Raw genomic sequence first — 18,971 nt, 5'->3', positions numbered from 1 at the left:
CATAATTATATAACATATAGGGATATTTCTGTAATTCATTTTATACTGTTAATGGCGAATTTTACAATGTTATTTATAACAACCCAAAATTTACAAACACTTAAAATGAAAACTATGAAAAATGTAATTCTAGTAATCGCAATGATTACGTTAACAGCAACAAAGAGTTTGGCTCAAAGTGAGCCGGAAACGACGACGACAGATAATCGCGAAAAGTTATTTTTAGGGATTAAAGCCGGAGCTAATTTATCTAATGTATATGACTCTGAGGGAGACGATTTTGTAGCCGATTCAAAAGCAGGATTCGCAATAGGAGGTTTTGTTTCTATTCCAATTGGTAGGTATTTTGGAATTCAGCCTGAAATTTTATTTTCGCAAAAAGGATTTAAATCAACCGGGACATTTTTGGGCAGTAGCTATGAAATGACTAGAACAACCAACTTTATTGATGTGCCAATTTTGGCTTCTTTTAAACCAATTGAAAATCTTTCTATTTTATTTGGTCCCCAGTTTTCGTATTTGTCAAAGCAAACCGATGATTTTGAAGGAGGAACGATATCAACTACAGAGGAACAGGCATTTAGCAATGCCAATATTCGTAAGAACATCTTTGGATTGACAGGTGGTGTTGATTTAAATTTTAATCATTTGGTAGTTGGTTTGAGAGCTGGTTGGGATGTAAAGAATAATAATGGAGACGGAACTTCGGATACGCCCCGCTACAAAAACATGTGGTATCAGGCTACTCTCGGTTATAGATTTTAAATAAAAAAGGCTCCTGAATTCAGGAGCCTTTTTTATATTATTTACTGGCAGTTTCCTTATAGTCTTTACTTCGTTCTCCCTGAATAAACATTTTTAAAGTATTGAAATGCATTGTAAATTCTACAGCTTTCCAATTCATGTCATCTTCAGTATCATCCTCCAGTTTTGTAGTGTATTGGTACCAAAGCGTATACGAAGCATTATCAAATCCCTTTTTATATATCAGCGCTCCTCTGTCATCACATTCTAATCCCCAAATCATGGGTCTTTTTGGCTGCTCGTGAAGCTGATAGAATCCCATTCCGTATTCATTCAGTTCTACCACAGGTTCCTGGCCTTTAAATAAATATTTGCCCAGTATATCCAGATTGATATTCTGCATATAATGTGAAATGTAATGGATGCCGTCTTTGGCTTCGATTTTATCCCAGTTTTGAGAAAAACAGTTTAGTGAAAGCAGCAATAAAGCAACGTATAATAGATTTTTTACTTTCATATTTTCAGAATTACTTTTAATAAAAGTAAAAACTATTCGTTGTCGTTGGTCGGAGTGTGCAAATTAGTTATGAACACGTTGGATTGTTGAAATGTTGATTTCTTATCGGTTATTTTCCAACCACAATCGTGCATTTACAAACGCTTCAATCCACGGTGAAACTTCATCTTTTTTATCCGATGGATAATACGCCCAATTCCAAGGAAAAGTCGAACGCTCAATATGTGGCATCATAACCAAATGTCGCCCTGTTGTATCACACATCATGGCGGTGTTATAGTCAGAACCATTTGGATTCGCAGGATAACCTTCGTAGGCATATTTCGCTACAATACTATATTGATTTTCTGTTTCAGGCAAATTAAATTTCCCTTCTCCGTGTGAAACCCAAACACCAAGCGTTGTTCCTGCTAAGGTTTTCAGCATAACCGAATTATTTTCCTGAACTTTAACAGATGTAAAAATACTTTCATGCTTTTGGCTTTCATTATGCTGCATTTTTCCGTGGACTTTGTGCTCCGGATTTATTAATTCTAATTCCATGAATAACTGACATCCATTGCAAATTCCGACTGAAAGTGTGTCTTCTCTTTTGAAGAAGTTCTTCAATGTATTGTTGGCTTTTTCATTGTATTTAAATGCTCCTGCCCAACCTTTAGCTGAACCTAAAACATCCGAATTAGAGAAACCTCCAACGGCTCCAATAAACTGAATGTCTTCTAAGTTTTCTCTTCCCGAAATCAAATCGGTCATGTGAACGTCTTTCACATCAAAACCTGCCAAATACATCGCATTCGCCATTTCACGCTCGGAATTGCTTCCTTTTTCACGGATGATAGCTGCCTTCGGTCTAGGTTTAGAACTGTCTATTTCAGGTTTTTTTCCTGTAAAATGAGCTGGGAATTGATAGTGTAGTGGCTGATGGGCAAAATTCTCAAAACGTTCTAATGCCTTGCCATTCTTGCTTTGTTTCTGGTCTAGTAGGTACGAGGTTTCAAACCAATCATCTCTTAAAGACGGAATACTGAAAACAGTAAGTTCTGAATTATGGGTAACTTCAAGTGTGGCGCTTTCAACAACAGTTCCCAGTTTGAAATATTCTAATCCGCTTAGGGCGCTTTCAAAAAGAGCATCGTCTTTGGCTTGTAAAACCCAACCGATATTTTCTGCAAAAAGGATTTTTACCAAATCATTTTCAGGGAATGAATCAAACGAGATTTTTGCTCCTAAATTAACATCCGCAAAACACATTTCCAATAAGGTCGTAATCAAACCACCGCTTCCGATGTCATGACCGGCAAGGATTTGTCGGTCTTTCATTAAATCCTGAATGGTGTTAAATGCTTTTTTGAAGAAAGCAGCATCTTTTATGGTTGGTGTTTCCGAACCAATCTTATTTTGGGTTTGAGCAAATGAACTTCCACCCAATTTGAAATCGTCCTGTGACAAATTGATATAATAAATAGAACCGCCGTTTCTTTGTAAAACAGGTTCTACTACTTTAGTGATGTTTGAACAATTCCCGGCAGCAGAAATAATCACTGTTCCCGGTGCAATCACTTCATCATTCGGATATTTTTGTTTCATCGACAAAGAATCTTTTCCGGTTGGAATATTGATTCCTAATTCTATTGCAAAATCAGAACAGGCCTCAACTGCTTCGTATAAACGGGCATCTTCGCCTTCATTTTTACAAGCCCACATCCAGTTGGCTGATAGTGAAACACTTTTCAAATTCTCTTTTAATGGAGCAAAAACTATATTAGATAACGCTTCGGCAATCGCATTTCGGCTTCCTGCTTTCGGGTCAATCAAGGCTGAAATAGGAGCATGACCGATTGAAGTCGCAATTCCTTCTTTGCCATTAAAATCCAAAGCCATTACACCAACATTATTTAATGGAAGCTGTAATGGTCCGGTGCATTGTTGTTTGGCAACTCTTCCGCCTACGCAACGGTCAACTTTATTGGTCAACCAGTCTTTACAGGCAACGGCTTCCAATTTCAAAACGTCTCTTAAATAGTCCTGAATATAATTGCTGCTATAGTCTAAATCAGCATAATTTCTTTTGATGGTTTTGTCTGCCATGATGGTTTTCGGCGAACTTCCAAACATGTCTTCTAAGGCGAAATCCATTGGCTTATCACCTTTGGTTTTGCTTTCAAAAGTAAAGCGTTTATTATCGGTAACATCACCAACCTGATACATCGGTGAACGTTCTCTGTCGGCGATACGTTGTAAAGTATCGATGTCTTTTTGGCCAATCACCAATCCCATTCTTTCCTGAGATTCGTTACCAATGATTTCCTTCGCAGAAAGTGTTGGATCGCCTACAGGCAATTTGTCCAAATCAATCAGACCACCGGTTTCTTCCACCAATTCTGAAAGACAGTTCAAATGGCCACCAGCTCCGTGATCGTGAATGGAAACAATTGGATTGGTATCGCTTTCTACCAATCCGCGAATGGCATTGGCAGCACGTTTTTGCATTTCAGGATTAGAACGTTGGATGGCATTTAACTCAATTCCGGAACCAAAAGCACCGGTATCTGCTGAAGAAACTGCAGCACCGCCCATTCCGATTCTATAATTTTCTCCGCCAAGGATAACGATTTTATCTCCGGCTGTTGGTTTCTTTTTGATGGATTGGTCTAATTTTCCGTAGCCAATGCCACCAGCCTGCATAATCACTTTATCGTAGCCTAGCTTTCTGTTTGTATTTGGCTCATCCTCAAATTCGGATTCTTCCTGGTGTTCAAAGGTTAAAACTGAACCGGTAATTAGTGGTTGTCCAAATTTATTTCCGAAATCAGAAGCACCATTAGATGCTTTGATTAAAATATCCATCGGAGTTTGGTACAACCATTTTCGTTCCGGCATTCCGTTGGTTTCATACGAACGGTCAGCCTTCAAGCGAGAATAAGCAGTCATATAAACGGCAGTTCCGGCTAACGGTAACGAACCTTGTCCGCCAGCCAAACGGTCACGGATTTCTCCACCTGAACCGGTTGCGGCACCGTTAAAAGGCTCTACGGTTGTTGGGAAGTTATGTGTTTCCGCTTTTAGCGAAATAACCGAATCAAATTCTTTGGTTTCGTAAAAATCAGGTTTGTCGGCACTTTTTGGTGCAAATTGGGTAACCCTTGGACCTTTGACAAAAGCCACATTATCTTTATAAGCCGAAACAATATCATTTGGATTTTCGGCTGATGTTTTTTTAATTAATTTGAAAAGAGAAGTTTCCTTTTCCTGTCCGTCAATCACAAAAGTTCCATTGAAAATTTTGTGGCGGCAGTGCTCTGAGTTGGCTTGAGAGAAACCAAACACTTCCGAATCAGTTAATTTTCTTTTTAATTTTCCGGAAAGATTTTCCAAGTATTGCACTTCTTCATCACTTAAAGCCAAACCTTCCTGTTTGTTGTAAGCTCCAATATCATCAATTTCAAGAATTGGTTCGGGTTTGACATTGATAGTAAAAATATCCTGATTCAACTCGCTATACTTTTGCGAAAGCATTGGATCAAAATCGGTAAAATCATCCGAAACTTTTTGGAATTCTTCAATTCTGATGATACCTTCGATTCCCATGTTTTGCGTAATTTCTACTGCATTGGTGCTCCAAGGTGTAATCATAGCGGCACGTGGACCAATAAAAAAATCCGTCAGGACGGATTTTTCTATTTTATGTGCGTTAGCGAATAACCAATTAAGTTTTGAGATAGTTTCTGCCGAAAGTTCGTTTTGCGATTGTACGGCAAAAACAGTGTTACTTTCGTTTCCGAAGAAATGAATCATTGTGTTGTAGTTGTAAGTTGTTGTTGGTGCAAATTTAGGCTAAATAAATGAAACCTAAAATTGCTTTTTGAATTAATTTGATGGAAAAATAATCGAATTATATGCACCCAAATCAAAAACAGCATTTCTTGGATTTCCTAAAATATCTAAAGGAACTCCAACATCTACTCCAAATCCTTTGGCATCTGAATCTTCTCCAATAAACAGTTTGTTTTTACTAATATCCTGAAAATCTACAATTCCGTTTTTAATAATTTCGGAAGTATCATTGATAAAGGCATAATCCGGATTATTAGTGAATTGATTGTTACTGTTGTTAAATCTGATTTGACATTTACTGAACAATTTGTTGAATTGTTTACTGGTGTCTGTACTTTTATTAACGAGCAATTCCACTTGATTGGAGCCAAAAATAATACAGTTTTTGAAATCTGCTTTTGTCAAATCAAACGCCACTTGTTGGTCAGTTGTTGGGTCAGTGTAATAATTATCAACCGTTACGGCAACTTGTTTTGAACTTGACCAATTGTTGTTAAACGTACAGTGTTTGAATTCATAGCTTCCACCCAAGGTACAAGCTAATGAAGCTACTCCAGCTGTATTGATAACTATATTTTTTCCTTCGATGGTTGCCGCTCTTCCCAGCAAGCCTATATTAGAACAATCATATATTTGCGTGTTTTCAATGGTCATTGGTGTGCCAAAATTGTTTTCCACCAATAAACCTATGATAGCATTTTTGATTGTTAAATTTTTGATGCTGTGATTGGTGCTTCCTTCTCTGAGATAAACAGTTCCCCATTGTCCGGGAACATCTGAAAAAATAGGCTCTAAACGATCGCCTTCAAAAATAACTTCGTTTTCCAAAGCCTCAGTTGTTGATGTTGAACCCGTAATGTGTAAAGTTCCGCCATCCTGAACAACCAAACCGGAATCAGCATGGAAATGGACTCTGGCGCCACCAGGTATCGTTAATGTTTCCCCGCTGGGCACACTGGCATAACCGTAGACGACATAGGGTTTATCAGTACGAAAAGTATATTCGTCACCATTATCCGGATGATTGTGGTTTAGATTTCTTCCATTGGTTTCCAATACAGTTCCGTCTTCATTAAAACCAATCGGAATGGATTCAGTTATCCCGTTTTGTTTATTCGGAAAAATAAAATAAGCGTCCTGAATTAGTGTAACCAATTCTACTTTCTGCAAATTAGCACCGCTGTCAAATTCTATCTGGTCTGTATAAAGGAAATCAGAAGGGTTGGCATCGCCAATTCCCGCTGTAGTTTCTATGAAAATATACATGCTGTCTTTTGCCAACAATTCGACATCATGGAAAACCCTGTTTTCATCGCCGGTCATTCCGTCAACCGTAATTCTGTATTTTGTTCCAACGCCTTTGGCTAACCTGATTGTTGGGATTTTGATGTCTTTGCTACTTTTGTTATAGACTTTCAAAGTGTAAGTACTTGAACCAATATTGGTAAAAACAGTGTCTAAATAAATAGTGTCTCTTGAAAAAACCAAATCGCCTGTACTTGGTTCAAAAACAAAGTCCTGACGACATGAACTAACGGTAACAGCTAAACCAACAAAGAAAAGTATAATGAGTTTACGCATCTGCAATATGAATTTTGGTAAATGTAAGTATTAATTTGAAAATTTAAAAATCATATCATTTATAACGTCAAAAATTCAGTTTTATTGTCATTGTAAGCAATTCAGCATCGTTTGGTTTTTAGATTCTTGTAAATAAGTATTATTTTTACAAAAAAAAGCTATGTCATTCGATAAAGATAAAATCCTCCAGCTTTGTAACGATTGGTCCAAAAACACTTTGATGGAAACTTTAGAAATAGAGTATATCGATGCCGGAGAAGATTTCTTAACCGCAAAAATGCCTGTCAATTCCAGAGTGCACCAACCAATGGGATTGCTTCATGGTGGCGCAACAGTGGCTTTAGCAGAAAGTGTTGGAAGCGCTGCTTCGATGCTGTTTATCAATCCTGAAAAACAAGAAGCCCGCGGCATTGAAATTTCAGCAAATCATTTAAAAAGTAAACGGGAAGGAACTGTTTTTTGTACGGCAAAAATTATTCATCAGGGAAGAAGCATTCATCTCTGGGAAATAAAAATAACCGATGAAGAAGGGAAATTGATTTCGCTTTGCAAACTGTCTAACATGATTTTATCACGAAGATAATGACGGATTTATTCATAAAAGTCAAAACTCACCAAGGGCAGAATCTACCGTTTGTATTGTTCTGCAAACCGGATTCTGATAAGGTTGTCGGTGTGTTTCAGAAGAACGACCATATTTACTTTTTGGACACTTTCGAGGAAAAAGGCTTTGCTTTTGCTTCGTTTGATGCTGAAGATGTGCCATTTATTCCATTGGAACATTCAGATGTGTATGTTGAAACAGTGCATAGCAAGAATTATTATTTTGAGCCTAAAATACAGAATGCAGGCAGTAATGTCGGAAAGGATTTCTTTGAGGAGTTGGTTGCAAAAGGTGTAGAAGCCATAAATAACAAACAATTTGTTAAAGTCGTCCTATCGAGAAAAGAAGAAGTAGCTGTTCCTGATTTTGACATCCAGGCAACCTTGCGTAAAATGATTTATCAGTATCCTGGTGCATTTAAATACTGTTTTTCACATCCAAAAATTGGTACGTGGCTTGGCGCAACTCCGGAACAGTTTCTGAATACCAATGGCAATGCTTTAAAAACAGTGGCACTTGCCGGAACTCAGTTGGCAACAAGTTCTAAAAATATCATTTGGAAGGACAAAGAAAAAAAAGAGCAGCAGTTGGTAACAGATTTCATCGTAGACAGTTTGGAAGATTTGGCGAAAGAAGTTACAATTTCAAGCCCTTATTCAGTTAAAGCCGGAAATTTGTGGCATATCAAAACGGATATTTTAGCCAGATTAAAATCGAAGAAATCATTAAAAAAAATCATATTGGCATTGCATCCAACTTCGGCGGTTTGCGGATTGCCAAAACAAGCGGCAAAGGAATTCATACTTGAAAATGAAGGTTATAATCGGGAATATTATTCGGGATTTTTGGGTGAGTTGAATATTGATTTCGTTACGTTCAGAACGCTGCAAACCGATTTGTTTGTCAATTTGAGATGTATGAAAATAATAAAAAACAAAGCGCAGCTATTCATTGGCTGTGGGATTACCAAACATAGTATTCCTGTGGATGAATATATTGAGACAGTCAATAAGTCAATGACGATGAAAAAGATTATTCAATAAATCGTATTTTTAAAACTAAATTATACTAAAATGAAACTAGATATATTGGCATTTGGCGCGCATCCGGATGATGTGGAATTGGGTTGCAGCGGAACAATAGCCAAAGAAATTTCGTTGGGAAAAAAGGTCGGCATTATCGATTTAACCCGTGGCGAATTGGGCACACGCGGTTCGGTTGAAATTAGGGATTCCGAATCGGCGCTTGCTGCTGATATTTTAGGAATTGCTGTTCGCGAAAACCTGAATATGCGTGATGGTTTTTTTGTAAACGATGAAGCGCATCAACTTCAAATCATAAAAATGATTCGGAAATATCAGCCGGAAATTGTGCTTTGCAACGCTATTCACGACCGACATATAGATCATGGTAAAGGAAGTAAACTTGTTTCGGATGCCTGTTTTCTTTCGGGTTTGCGACGAATTGAAACAACTCTTGATGGAAAAAAACAGGAAGCCTGGCGGCCAAAAGTGATCTATCACTATATTCAATGGGAAAACTTAAAACCTGATTTTGTGGTTGATATTACTGGATTTACAGATAAAAAGGAAGCTTCGATTTTGGCGTATGCCTCACAGTTTTATTCTGAAAATTCGAATGAACCTGTAACGCCAATTGCCACTAAAAACTTCCTGGAAAGCATCCATTATCGCTCGCAGGATTTTGGACGATTAGTGGGCGTAGAACACGCTGAAGGTTTCACGGTTGAAAGATATTTGGCTGTCAATAGCTTAAGCGATTTAAAGTAACTTTTTAATTTTTTTTCTTGACAAAAGAAAAGAATTATATATATTTGCACTCGTTAAAAATGGTGGTTGTAGCTCAGCTGGTTAGAGTATTGGTTTGTGGTGCCGAGGGTCGCCGGTTCGAACCCGGTCAGCCACCCTTAAGTAAAAAGTCCTGATGATTCAGGACTTTTTTTTGTTTTGTATTATTTGCTTTCCGCTTTATCTACTATTAATTTATCTTTTCGATTAGCAATTTCCCAAGCAATCGCAAAAGCATATTTGGTTCTTGTAGTTAAGGCATCAAATTCTATTTTGCTTACGTCGTCAGTAGGTTTGTGGTAATCAGCATGTTCTCCGCTATAAAGAAAAACTACCGGAATTCCGTTTTTGGCAAAATTATAATGGTCCGAACGGTAATAATAGCGGTTTGGGTCGCTTTTATCATTGTATTTATAATCAATGGTTAAGAAGTTGTTTTTCTTATTCATCTCTTCACATACATTGTATAAATCTGTTGACAGATAATCAGAACCAATCAAATAGACATAATTGCTACTGTTTTCATGAAACGGATCGCGTCGTCCAATCATATCAATATTAACATCGGCAACAGTATTGACTAAAGGGAATATTGGATTTTGGGTATAATAACGCGAACCGTGCAAACCGTGTTCTTCACCCGTAACGTGTAAAATTAAGATGGAGCGTTTTGGTCCGTGGCCTTCATTTTTAGCTTTTTGAAAAGCAGCCGCAATTTCCATAATGGCAACCGTTCCCGAACCATCATCATCTGCTCCGTTATTAATTTGACCATCTTTTATTCCAATATGGTCATAATGCGCAGAAACAACCACAATTTCTTCGGGCTTTTCTGAACCTTCAATATAAGCCCAAATATTTTCTGAATCAGGAAGATTTTTGTTGCGTCTTGCATTTAAAAAAGCTGCCGGAATATGTTGGTAATAATCGGTGGTTCCTTTTGGGAAACCAACGCCATTTTTTTTGTAGAAATCAATGATATAACGACCCGCTTTTTTCTGGCCTTCGCTACCCGTATCGCGGCCTTCCATTTCATCGGAAGCTATGATTTCGAGATTTTGCTTTAAGCTTTCTCTGGAAATAACATCAAGATAATTATTTTTGGAATGGTTAACGGGCTTTACCGCAGCAACATCTTTCTGGCTTGAACAATTTATAAATAGAAATATAAAAAGTAATAATAGGATTGGTTTTTTCATGTTGGTTTTTAATGGATATTGATAAAAGTATATACGATAAATACTAAAAGTAAGATGATGATTAAAATAACATTGATGAACAACAAAGCAATGCTTTTAAGGAATGAAATCACTCTGGTTTCGCCATAAAAACGATGATGTGCCGGGAAGAAATAATAGAATAACCAGATAAAAGCAACAGCTTGTCCAAAACCGGAAATGAAACTGGTCAACGCATTTTCGACAAAGCAGTTCATTATTTTATTGAAGAAGAATATCAGCAATATAGTAAGCAACAGAAACGAAAAATAATGCAGCGTGAAAATGCCATGATCAAAATAATACCAACGTTTTTTACCATGAAAAAGCCAAAGTAACAATGCAAATAGTGGCATATAGATAAATAACACTTTTGGAATGTTGCGTTGTGATTCTTCCAAAAATTTCTCTATCATTTCTTGTTTGGTGTTTTTGGCTAATACCATCAATGATTTCTTGACAATAGAATATTCGAAATCCGTTAGTTTATCTTCGGCCGGACCATACTTTTGTAATGAATCCAACTCTCTGACGTTTTTGTAACCAAAATTCAGAATCCCTTGGTTTTGTTGCTCATTCGTAAGATGATTATTTTTTTGAGCTTCTTCGTCGGCTTTTAAAATATCGGAAAGTTTTACTTTTTTGGCTGTAATAACACTGTCTCTAACAACACCGTTTTTGTCTTTTATGGGTACAGTTGTCGTTTGATCTGAGTTGACCAAATTATCAGGATTAGTTGGAAATATTGCAATCAGAAAGAAGGTCACAAAACTGATGAAAATATACAATCTAACTGGTGCCAAATAGGAAAGACGTTTGCCCGAAAGATATTCTTTGGTAAGCGAAGCAGGTTTAAGCAATAAGTTTTTTATGGTTTTCCAAAAAGCATTTTCATAATGCGTTAAATCTTCAAAAAAATGGACAAATAAATGATGAAAAGTTTTTCGTGTATCGGTGTTCTCCTGTCCGCAATTGGGACAAAATCTATTTTCTACAACATAATTACAATTGAGGCAGGTTTTGTCTTTTCTTAATGGACTTTTGGACATAGGAAATAGTTATAAATCAAAATGTAAATCTATTAAAATTATTTCTATTTTTGAGACACAAAACATAAAACCATGCAATCAAAAGCTACAACTCCTGAACAATATTTAGCTGAATTACCGGAAGACAGAAAAGAAGCGATGCTAAAACTTCGCTCTGCTATTAAGGACAATTTGCCTGAGGGCTTTAAAGAAGGTATGGGTTATGGTATGCTTTGCTATTCGGTGCCACACAGTATTTATCCCAACGGTTATCATTGTTCACCAAATTTACCGCTACCTTTTATTAGCGTGGCTTCACAGAAGAACTTTATTGCAGTATATCACATGGGAATTTATAGCGACAAAAATTTGTTGGATTGGTTTGTTGCCGAATATCCAAAACATGCTAAAACAAAACTCGATATGGGAAAGAGTTGTCTCCGATTTAAAAAAGTTGATGATATTCCTTTTGAATTTATTGGTGAGTTGGCCACGAAGATGTCAGTAGAAGACTGGATTGCAACTTATGAAAAAGCATTGAAAAGATAAATGATTGAAATTAAAAATAATACCGACGAAAATTTTGCCGATATTAGAGCTATTGCAGCTGAAGTTTGGCCAATAGCTTATGGCGCAATTTTAAGTCAGGAACAGTTGGATTATATGATGGAAATGATGTACAGCATTTCATCATTACAAAAGCAAGTCAACGAAAATGGAAATCGTTTTATATTGGCAACAGAGAATAACATTCCTGTTGGTTTTGCTGGCTATGAATTCAATTACAATAAAAAACCTGAAACAAAAATTCATAAAATCTATGTTTTGTCCAATCAGCAAGGGAAAGGCATTGGAAAAGAACTCATAGATTTTATTGTGAATAAAGCCAAAGAACGTCATCAAAAAGCACTGATTTTGAATGTGAATAAGAATAATGTTGCCATTCGGTTTTACGAAAGGATTGGTTTTTCCATTACCAAAGAAGAAGTCATAGACATTGGCAGTGGTTATGTAATGGACGATTATGTGATGGAAAAATCAATTTAAAAGCAATCAATGAAGTTTCTAAAAAAAATAAACAGCAAAGCAAAATCCGATGCCAATACAGGTTTTGGAACAAATGCTTCCAGTTATGGTGGCCGATTTATCACTAAAAATGGTAATGCCAATGTGAAAAAATCGGGGATTGGTCTTTTTGAAAGTATCAGTTGGTATCACACAATGCTTAATCTTCCAAGATGGAAGTTCTTGTTCATTATTGTTATATTTTATTTTTTTGTCAATTTTATTTTTGCCAGTTTGTATTATGCGGTTGGTGTTGAACATTTAAACGGAGTTACAGCCACCACCGCTTTGGATAAATTTGGCCAGGCTTTTTTCTTTAGTATCCAAACTTTTACAACAGTTGGTTATGGACATGTTAGTCCAATTGGTTTTACAACCAGTTTTGTAGCAGCCGTTGAAGCTTTATTTGGATTGTTGAGTTTTGCTATCGCTACAGGTTTGTTTTACGGGAGATTTAGCAAACCTAAAGCACATATTAAATTTTCAGAAAACGCTTTGATTGCACCTTATAAAGACGGAACGGCTTTGATGCTTAGGTTATCACCATTTAAAAACACTAATTTGACTGATGCTGAAGCCAAAGTAACACTTGGAATGAAACTGGATGAAAAAGGTGTTTTGGTAAATAAGTTCTATACTTTGGATTTAGAATTATCAAAAATAAATGCCCTGAATTTGAGTTGGACATTGGTGCACCCAATAACAGAAAACAGTCCGTTATATAATTTGACCAAAGAAGATTACGAAAACATTGCCGGTGAATTTCTCGTGTTCCTTAAGGTTTTTGATGATATGTTTAGTACGACAGTAGTAAAACGAGCGTCTTATTCGTTTGATGAGATTGTTTTTGGTGCCAAATTTTTACCGATGTTTTCACGAAGCGATAATCAGAACAAAACGGTTCTTCATATAGATAAGCTCAACTTGTATGAAAAAATAAAGCTGTAAAATAATTTACAGCTTCTTTTTTTATTTTAGAGTAGCATCTAATTTTACTGCTACTTTCTTGGAGACTTTCTTGCTGACAACACTTGGGATTTCAATACCGTAGTCATCAGTATTCAGGCTAAAATCAGAATCAATCTCAATACCATTGCTTGATTTTTTTATGTTTGCCGTAATGGTAATGTCTTTTGATTTTCCGTGCATTTCCATTTTTCCTTTTATGGAATAGGCTTTCGCAGTTTCGGTAAGTTTTGAAACATCAAAGTTGTCAATTTTACCTTTGAAAGTCGCTTTTGGATACGAATCGCTTTCCATATAATTTTCGTTGAAGTGTTCTTCCATCAATGCTACTTTGAAGCGAAACCCTTTTATTAATACAAGGCTGGCAATTTCTCCGCTACTTGGATTTAACACCAAAGTTGCAGATTCATTTTTTGCTTTTACTTCTTCAAAAGCCGGAACAGAAGCTTCAAAGGTTACTTTAGCTGTTTTTGTAATCATCTTGGTTTGTGCAAAACTGCTCAAACTGATTGCCATAAGAAGGCATGCTAATTTCTTTTTCATATTTTATATTTTATTCTGGCAATCCGTTTTCTGCCCATTCGAAAATTTGATCAATTTTTGCCTGTGGTAATCTTGTACCGCCATTTGGCATCATTCCCGTCGAACCTTGCGGTCTTGATATTCTATCTAATAAACCTCTTGTTTGAACCGCATTCTTAACAAATTCGTATGTAGTTAAAGACATAGGCGCACCATTTACGGGAACAGTGGCGTGACATGGAATACAGTTGTTGTCAATAATTGATTTTACGGTATTGGTATAGGTCACTTCGTCAAATTGGTTTATGTCAATTAAATCGGAACTTGAATCGTTCGTGCAGCCTACGACAAAAACAATACCAAAGCAAAGTAGCAGTGGAAAATATAATATCTTTTTCATTCTAGTTTTTTTTAAGTAGTATTTTTAAGTAAATTTACGTAATTATCTGTTAAGCAGTTTAAATTAATTTTCGATTATGAGAAAAAAGTTATTTTATATTTCACTCTTATTAATTGTAGTGATTTTTGGAGTCTATAAATACGTTTATAAGAGTCACAGAGACATAGCGTCAGAAGATGCGATCTTTACTAAAACCGTGTCCGAAGTCTTTCAGGCATTTACTGCTAATGATAGTTTGGCAAACAAAACTTATTTAGATAAGACAATTTCTGTAAAAGGTAAAATAACTAATATTGATTTAACCAATAAAATTATTACGGTTGACGAAAAGCTTTCAGCCCGATTTTCAGATAAGATTCCGGATAATATAAAGCTGCAGGATTCGATAACTTTAAAAGGAAGATTAATAGGTTTTGACGATTTATTAGAAGAAATACAAATGGATCAATGCACTATTGAATAAATTATTTATAACAAAATACAAAAAAAAACATTCTATGAAAAAGATTATTTTATTGCTATTATTGCCAATTACCATGGTTGCACAGGAAGATTTACTTAGTGGTGTAGACTCGACGAGAACTCAAAAAGTAAAAGTTGAAGCAGCCTTTAAAGCATTAAAAATTGTAAATATTGAGTCAACAAAACTAGCCGCCAAAGGCGATTTTTATTTTATTGTGGCACATAGATTTGGCTCTTTAAAAGATGGATTTGAAGGTGCATACGGACTCGATAGTGCGGTGACTCAATTGAAATTTCTTTATGGAGTTACCGATTGGTTTACGGTTAGTGGTGCAAGAAGTGAATTGGCTTATGATTTTTCAGGTAAATTTTTGTTGCAATCTCAGGAGACAAATGGTTTCCCGGTTGCTATTGTAGGTTTTACCAGTTTGGGATTTAACAATACATTGAAAGAAAACAATTATCCGGAAATGAAATTTGAAAACAGACTGATTTACGTGGCACAACTATTGGTTTCCAGAAAAATCAATAAAAATTTATCGTTAGAATTGGCTCCAACTTTCTTTCATGAAAATTTTGTGATTGATGATAACCAGGATAATAGCCAATATGCCATTGGAGTAGGAGGAAGATATAAATTTGCAAAACGCTGGTCTGTTAATGTTGATTATGCGGCTCATTTAAACCGATCAAGTACTTCACCATTTAAAGATCCGCTTTCTATTGGAGTTGATTTAGATACAGGCGGTCACGTTTTTCAAATGCATTTCAGTAGTTCACAAGGAATGCATGAAGCAGGATTTTTGGGTAATACAACAGGAGATTGGGGAAAAGGAGATATTTTCTTTGGGTTTAATCTCTTGAGAGTTTTTTAAAAAAGTACATTTTAGCCATAAAAAAAGTCCCGAATTCGGGACTTTTTTATTTAATCATATTATTACTCTTTAATAAATTTTTGAGCATAGCTTCTGTTATCTGTGTCAGAAATGGATAAGATGTAAGTACCTGTTGCTAATTTCTCAACATTTACAGGTTGACCTAAATCATCAATTTTCAGCACTTCTTTACCGCTTAAATCAAACACTGATGCAGATTTAAGAGTAACGCTTTGATTGGCTTTTAATTGGATGTTAACCACATTTTTTGCAGGATTTGGGAAAACAGAGAAAACAGTATTGTTAAATGAATTAACACCTAAGGTTGCTCCTTCTACTACATGTAAAGTTTGGTTTGGAGATACGTTGTTGTAAGTATCAACAAGTCCGTTAGGCCATCTTACGATTACCTGACTAATAGTTGTAGCCTGGCCAATACCAAAATGAGCATTTAATGAACTCATATATTTAAATCCTTCTCCACTTCTAATGTCTCTGACTTGTTTGCCCCACGCGCCATATATTTCAACTCGGGCTCCAATTCCGTTTTTATTAGTTTGAATTCCTTGCAGAGACACTTTTATCCATTTATTTGTATTTGGAACTGCATAACGAATAGTGTTTCCGTTTTGAATATCAAGAAAACCATCATTGTTTAGATCGCCAATGGCACCAACACCAATTCCTGAATAAGTAAAACCTACAAAAGTGCTGTTATGCTGATTAAACATAATTTTATTTCCGCCACCTAAAACATCAAGAAAACCATCATTGTCAAAATCATAAGCGATATTATCAATATTCGTCGATGCATTGGTGTCCCAACCTGAACCGGCAGTTATATTAGTAAATGGTTGAAGAGTATTTGTTGCGTCAACATTATTTCTGAAATATTTATGTGAACCTGAACTTGCAGTTATAATTACATCCATATCACCATCGTTATCAAAGTCACCAATAGCTGACGACCAGGTTTGAATAGGAGTAACATTTATTTGTGCAAATGCAGAAACATCAGTATAAACTCCGCCACCATCATTTCTGTGTAATTCGCAAGGTGGTCCTGAACATTTTGAAACAAAAACATCTGTATCTCCGTCGTTGTCAAAATCAGTAAATAAAGTTGCATAATTACCACCGATAGTACCAAAGTTCATAGCACCAGGTGTCGTGTTAGATTGATAAAAAGTCAAACTATTTGTTAATCCACCGCCATTTAAATAATAACAATTTGGTGCAATATCATGGCATGAAAAAATATCAAGATTACCATCGTTATTTAAATCGGCAAAATTTGTTCTTTGACAGAAAATATAATCACCAGGAGTTACATTTGTATAACCCGATCCATTTGATTTCCATAGCGAAAGTCCATTCCCGCTACCTAAAATCACATCATTTTTACCGTCTTTATTAAAGTCGCCGGCAGCCATACTCCATCCGGGCATAAAGCTTGTTCCGGTGATTGGATAATCAGTAACTGTAAATGTACCCCCAGCACCTTGAGTGTGTACTCTTAAATTATTATTACTCACACCAACGATATCATCCAGATAATCGCCATTCATATCAACTACACACAAATTGAATCCGCTATTTATTGTAGCAATATTTTGTGATGTATAAGTTATTGGTGGTGTAGGTAGCACAATAACAGGAGTTTCTGTCAGCTGAAAAGTAAAACCACCTGAATTCCATTTGTTATCAAAGGCAATGTAATAAGTTGTGCCTGCAGTTACGTTAAATGTTGCTGTAGATAAAAATCCATTTCCAATTATACCACCGTCATCATCTCCTGAGAAACAAACTAAAGCAGCACATGTTCCGGTGTAAACATGAAACCTGGTATCACCACCGGAATTAATAGCTATATCTGTAGTAATTGTAGTTGTGCGATCTTGGGTTGGTGTGTACACATACCATTCTCCGGCTGTAGCTCCGGTGCCATTATCAGCACAAATTGGGCTTGGAACCTGAGTTCCATTTACAGCGCTCACAACATAAGTACCTGCAGTAATCGTAACTGCAGTGGCACAAGTATCTTGTGCGTTTGATAATTGCGCAAGAAAGAGGAATGCAATGATTAAGGTAATTTTCTTCATTTTTTTGATTTTTAGTTTTATTATTTTTTTTAGTTTATGGACAAGGTGATAGTGAATTAATCCACTGTTCTATAAATGACACTGCTTCTTCGTGTATAATCGTTCTTCCATGTAAAGGCATTCTAAAAGATTCATCAGTGGTGTTTATTCTATAATAGAGCATAGATCTGTTTATATTTCCTGGCGCTACAATTTTGGTTAAAGCAGGCGCAAAACTATAATCTTCTGTGTCAACACAAACTCCCATATTTGTTAAACCATTTGCGCCACCAGTTTCGCTGTAAGGGAAACGCATTGGTCTATAATCACAGTGTCTGTCAATAGCATGACAATGAGAACAATTACTGTCAAAATAAGAGCGGACTCTTGATTCCAGGGGTTTTGAACTGTCATTGTAGTTGATTACCGTATTAGCTGAGTTTGGGAATGTAAAGTTATTTTCAAGAAACCCACTCTCAATCCATTTGGTAAGTTGATTTTTTGTTTCGGTATTGTAAGTATAATTAAAATTAAGGTTTTGAGGTTTGATGCCAATAGGGATATAAGTGTCTATCACAGTAGTTCCTATAACTTCTTTGTTTTTGTGACAAATCATGCATTGTACCTGAGTTGGGATTCTGTAATTAGTGTTTCTGATTATATTATTTTCATCTTTCCAGGAGATGTCGGTGTAACTACCGGCTAAATCAAAATAGGCTTCAGTCTGGTCGGCATTCCAAACGTAATCCGCAAAAATCCATCCTGTTGCTTTTCTAATCATGACACGTGTTTCAATAATTCGTGTTGTGTTATCGGGTTGCACATTATCGTAATAAAATGTTTTTATTAAAGCGGCACCAACCGGTAACTCTAAAACTTTGTTGTCGGATACAAAAGTTGCTTTTGTTCCTTGAGGCATCCAAACAAATCTTTTTTTATGAGCATAATCTGAGAAAAGAGAACTTGCAGGTTCATATGGTATAACATTCAATGAAGGGATTTGATTTTTCATTTCGCCTTCAAAAAACTTATAGTCCGATAATTTTGGATAAGGGACTAATGTCAAATCAACTACAACAGGAGAAACCGGCGTATAAACGTCTTCTTTATCAGAACATGCACTAAGAACAATAATCAATAAAAATAGTGTAATTGATAAAATGTAATATTTTCTCATAGATTTTTAAATGCAAGCCAAATATAATAATTATTTCATAATTTGCTAAAAATTAATAGATTATATGCTGGCTAAATCGCTATTTTTTTG

Annotated in this window: 18 protein-coding genes and 1 tRNA gene; 10 read left to right on the top strand and 9 right to left on the bottom strand. The window is 35.9% G+C overall.

The window, feature by feature from the left end; genetic code table 11:
• Nucleotides 1-105 precede the first annotated feature (105 nt).
• Complete coding sequence (locus GS03_RS12735; protein ID WP_168710310.1) at nucleotides 106-765, top strand: porin family protein; 660 nt, start codon at nucleotides 106-108, stop codon at nucleotides 763-765.
• A gap of 37 nt (nucleotides 766-802) precedes the next feature.
• Here GS03_RS12735 and GS03_RS12730 read toward each other — a convergent pair whose 3' ends face one another.
• The 3 genes from GS03_RS12730 to GS03_RS12720 all read right to left on the bottom strand — a co-directional run bounded on the left by GS03_RS12730 (nucleotide 803) and on the right by GS03_RS12720 (nucleotide 6,676).
• Nucleotides 803-1,261, bottom strand: a complete 459-nt coding sequence (locus GS03_RS12730; RefSeq protein WP_136152916.1) for a hypothetical protein — start codon at nucleotides 1,259-1,261, stop codon at nucleotides 803-805.
• Between the two features lie 102 nt (nucleotides 1,262-1,363).
• On the bottom strand, nucleotides 1,364-5,056 hold the full coding sequence (gene purL / locus GS03_RS12725; RefSeq protein ID WP_136152915.1) for a phosphoribosylformylglycinamidine synthase: 3,693 nt from the start codon (nucleotides 5,054-5,056) through the stop codon (nucleotides 1,364-1,366).
• Between the two features lie 72 nt (nucleotides 5,057-5,128).
• Nucleotides 5,129-6,676, bottom strand: coding sequence for a hypothetical protein (locus GS03_RS12720; RefSeq protein ID WP_136152914.1), 1,548 nt, complete (start codon nucleotides 6,674-6,676; stop codon nucleotides 5,129-5,131).
• Between the two features lie 160 nt (nucleotides 6,677-6,836).
• Here GS03_RS12720 and GS03_RS12715 point away from each other — a divergent pair, with 160 nt between their 5' ends.
• The 4 genes from GS03_RS12715 (at nucleotide 6,837) to GS03_RS12700 (ending at nucleotide 9,206) form a co-directional block, all read left to right on the top strand.
• A complete protein-coding gene (locus GS03_RS12715; RefSeq protein WP_136152913.1) occupies nucleotides 6,837-7,259 on the top strand; it encodes a PaaI family thioesterase in 423 nt (140 codons plus the stop codon).
• Nucleotides 7,259-8,323 carry a chorismate-binding protein gene (locus GS03_RS12710; RefSeq protein ID WP_136152912.1) on the top strand — a complete coding sequence of 355 codons (1,065 nt, stop codon included), beginning with the start codon at nucleotides 7,259-7,261 and terminating at the stop codon, nucleotides 8,321-8,323. Before GS03_RS12715 ends, GS03_RS12710 begins: the two co-directional genes overlap by 1 nt.
• Before the next feature lie 30 nt (nucleotides 8,324-8,353).
• Nucleotides 8,354-9,070 (top strand): bacillithiol biosynthesis deacetylase BshB1, encoded by a 717-nt coding sequence (bshB1, locus tag GS03_RS12705; RefSeq protein WP_136152911.1) that lies wholly within the window; start codon nucleotides 8,354-8,356, stop codon nucleotides 9,068-9,070.
• A gap of 62 nt (nucleotides 9,071-9,132) precedes the next feature.
• Nucleotides 9,133-9,206: transfer RNA gene (locus GS03_RS12700), tRNA-His, on the top strand.
• Nucleotides 9,207-9,252: 46 nt separating this feature from the next.
• Here the strand turns inward: GS03_RS12700 and GS03_RS12695 are convergent.
• On the bottom strand, nucleotides 9,253-10,287 hold the full coding sequence (locus tag GS03_RS12695) for a M28 family metallopeptidase (RefSeq protein ID WP_136152910.1): 1,035 nt from the start codon (nucleotides 10,285-10,287) through the stop codon (nucleotides 9,253-9,255).
• An 8-nt stretch (nucleotides 10,288-10,295) separates the two neighbouring features.
• Nucleotides 10,296-11,354: a DUF3667 domain-containing protein gene (locus GS03_RS12690; RefSeq protein ID WP_136152909.1), complete on the bottom strand. Its 1,059-nt coding sequence runs from the start codon at nucleotides 11,352-11,354 to the stop codon at nucleotides 10,296-10,298.
• 72 nt (nucleotides 11,355-11,426) lie between these two features.
• Between GS03_RS12690 and GS03_RS12685 the strand changes: the two genes are divergently transcribed.
• The 3 genes from GS03_RS12685 to GS03_RS12675 are packed head-to-tail and all read left to right on the top strand — an operon-like array spanning nucleotide 11,427 to nucleotide 13,346.
• Complete coding sequence (locus tag GS03_RS12685) at nucleotides 11,427-11,882, top strand: DUF1801 domain-containing protein (RefSeq protein ID WP_136152908.1); 456 nt, start codon at nucleotides 11,427-11,429, stop codon at nucleotides 11,880-11,882.
• Entirely contained in the window at nucleotides 11,883-12,380 is a 498-nt protein-coding gene (locus GS03_RS12680; protein WP_136152907.1) for a GNAT family N-acetyltransferase, read from the top strand.
• Nucleotides 12,381-12,389: 9 nt separating this feature from the next.
• Nucleotides 12,390-13,346, top strand: a complete 957-nt coding sequence (locus GS03_RS12675) for an ion channel (RefSeq protein ID WP_136152906.1) — start codon at nucleotides 12,390-12,392, stop codon at nucleotides 13,344-13,346.
• A gap of 21 nt (nucleotides 13,347-13,367) precedes the next feature.
• Here GS03_RS12675 and GS03_RS12670 read toward each other — a convergent pair whose 3' ends face one another.
• Together GS03_RS12670 and GS03_RS12665 are read right to left on the bottom strand one after the other, a co-directional pair.
• Nucleotides 13,368-13,907: a YceI family protein gene (locus GS03_RS12670; RefSeq protein ID WP_136152905.1), complete on the bottom strand. Its 540-nt coding sequence runs from the start codon at nucleotides 13,905-13,907 to the stop codon at nucleotides 13,368-13,370.
• A 10-nt stretch (nucleotides 13,908-13,917) separates the two neighbouring features.
• Entirely contained in the window at nucleotides 13,918-14,286 is a 369-nt protein-coding gene (locus tag GS03_RS12665; RefSeq protein WP_136152904.1) for a hypothetical protein, read from the bottom strand.
• Between the two features lie 76 nt (nucleotides 14,287-14,362).
• On the opposite strand from GS03_RS12665, the gene GS03_RS12660 reads away from it, so the two are divergent.
• Together GS03_RS12660 and GS03_RS12655 are read left to right on the top strand one after the other, a co-directional pair.
• Complete coding sequence (locus GS03_RS12660) at nucleotides 14,363-14,749, top strand: OB-fold protein (RefSeq protein ID WP_136152903.1); 387 nt, start codon at nucleotides 14,363-14,365, stop codon at nucleotides 14,747-14,749.
• Nucleotides 14,750-14,783: 34 nt separating this feature from the next.
• On the top strand, nucleotides 14,784-15,623 hold the full coding sequence (locus GS03_RS12655; RefSeq protein ID WP_136152902.1) for a DUF5777 family beta-barrel protein: 840 nt from the start codon (nucleotides 14,784-14,786) through the stop codon (nucleotides 15,621-15,623).
• Nucleotides 15,624-15,685: 62 nt separating this feature from the next.
• Here GS03_RS12655 and GS03_RS12650 read toward each other — a convergent pair whose 3' ends face one another.
• Nucleotides 15,686-17,725 (bottom strand): CRTAC1 family protein, encoded by a 2,040-nt coding sequence (locus GS03_RS12650; RefSeq protein ID WP_136152901.1) that lies wholly within the window; start codon nucleotides 17,723-17,725, stop codon nucleotides 15,686-15,688.
• Between the two features lie 34 nt (nucleotides 17,726-17,759).
• Nucleotides 17,760-18,881: a hypothetical protein gene (locus GS03_RS12645; RefSeq protein WP_136152900.1), complete on the bottom strand. Its 1,122-nt coding sequence runs from the start codon at nucleotides 18,879-18,881 to the stop codon at nucleotides 17,760-17,762.
• Nucleotides 18,882-18,971: the final 90 nt, after the last annotated feature.

The sequence above is a fragment of the Flavobacterium sangjuense genome (assembly GCF_004797125.1).
Taxonomy (GTDB): Bacteria; Bacteroidota; Bacteroidia; order Flavobacteriales; family Flavobacteriaceae; genus Flavobacterium; species Flavobacterium sangjuense.
The sequence above is the reverse complement of the archived record's forward strand: the minus strand, read 5'-3'. Positions and strand labels throughout refer to the sequence as shown.

What these genes read in the sequence shown, in the direction of transcription:
- GS03_RS12670 (WP_136152905.1), bottom strand. Translation starts at nt 13,907, where the DNA reads ATGAAAAAGAAATTAGCATGCCTTCTTATGGCAATCAGTTTGAGCAGT.
- bshB1 (WP_136152911.1), top strand. Translation starts at nt 8,354, where the DNA reads ATGAAACTAGATATATTGGCATTTGGCGCGCATCCGGATGATGTGGAA.
- GS03_RS12720 (WP_136152914.1), bottom strand. Translation starts at nt 6,676, where the DNA reads ATGCGTAAACTCATTATACTTTTCTTTGTTGGTTTAGCTGTTACCGTT.
- GS03_RS12735 (WP_168710310.1), top strand. Translation starts at nt 106, where the DNA reads ATGAAAACTATGAAAAATGTAATTCTAGTAATCGCAATGATTACGTTA.
- GS03_RS12665 (WP_136152904.1), bottom strand. Translation starts at nt 14,286, where the DNA reads ATGAAAAAGATATTATATTTTCCACTGCTACTTTGCTTTGGTATTGTT.
- GS03_RS12685 (WP_136152908.1), top strand. Translation starts at nt 11,427, where the DNA reads ATGCAATCAAAAGCTACAACTCCTGAACAATATTTAGCTGAATTACCG.
- GS03_RS12730 (WP_136152916.1), bottom strand. Translation starts at nt 1,261, where the DNA reads ATGAAAGTAAAAAATCTATTATACGTTGCTTTATTGCTGCTTTCACTA.
- GS03_RS12715 (WP_136152913.1), top strand. Translation starts at nt 6,837, where the DNA reads ATGTCATTCGATAAAGATAAAATCCTCCAGCTTTGTAACGATTGGTCC.
- GS03_RS12690 (WP_136152909.1), bottom strand. Translation starts at nt 11,354, where the DNA reads ATGTCCAAAAGTCCATTAAGAAAAGACAAAACCTGCCTCAATTGTAAT.
- GS03_RS12650 (WP_136152901.1), bottom strand. Translation starts at nt 17,725, where the DNA reads ATGAAGAAAATTACCTTAATCATTGCATTCCTCTTTCTTGCGCAATTA.
- GS03_RS12655 (WP_136152902.1), top strand. Translation starts at nt 14,784, where the DNA reads ATGAAAAAGATTATTTTATTGCTATTATTGCCAATTACCATGGTTGCA.
- purL (WP_136152915.1), bottom strand. Translation starts at nt 5,056, where the DNA reads ATGATTCATTTCTTCGGAAACGAAAGTAACACTGTTTTTGCCGTACAA.
- GS03_RS12680 (WP_136152907.1), top strand. Translation starts at nt 11,883, where the DNA reads ATGATTGAAATTAAAAATAATACCGACGAAAATTTTGCCGATATTAGA.
- GS03_RS12675 (WP_136152906.1), top strand. Translation starts at nt 12,390, where the DNA reads ATGAAGTTTCTAAAAAAAATAAACAGCAAAGCAAAATCCGATGCCAAT.
- GS03_RS12695 (WP_136152910.1), bottom strand. Translation starts at nt 10,287, where the DNA reads ATGAAAAAACCAATCCTATTATTACTTTTTATATTTCTATTTATAAAT.
- GS03_RS12660 (WP_136152903.1), top strand. Translation starts at nt 14,363, where the DNA reads ATGAGAAAAAAGTTATTTTATATTTCACTCTTATTAATTGTAGTGATT.
- GS03_RS12710 (WP_136152912.1), top strand. Translation starts at nt 7,259, where the DNA reads ATGACGGATTTATTCATAAAAGTCAAAACTCACCAAGGGCAGAATCTA.
- GS03_RS12645 (WP_136152900.1), bottom strand. Translation starts at nt 18,881, where the DNA reads ATGAGAAAATATTACATTTTATCAATTACACTATTTTTATTGATTATT.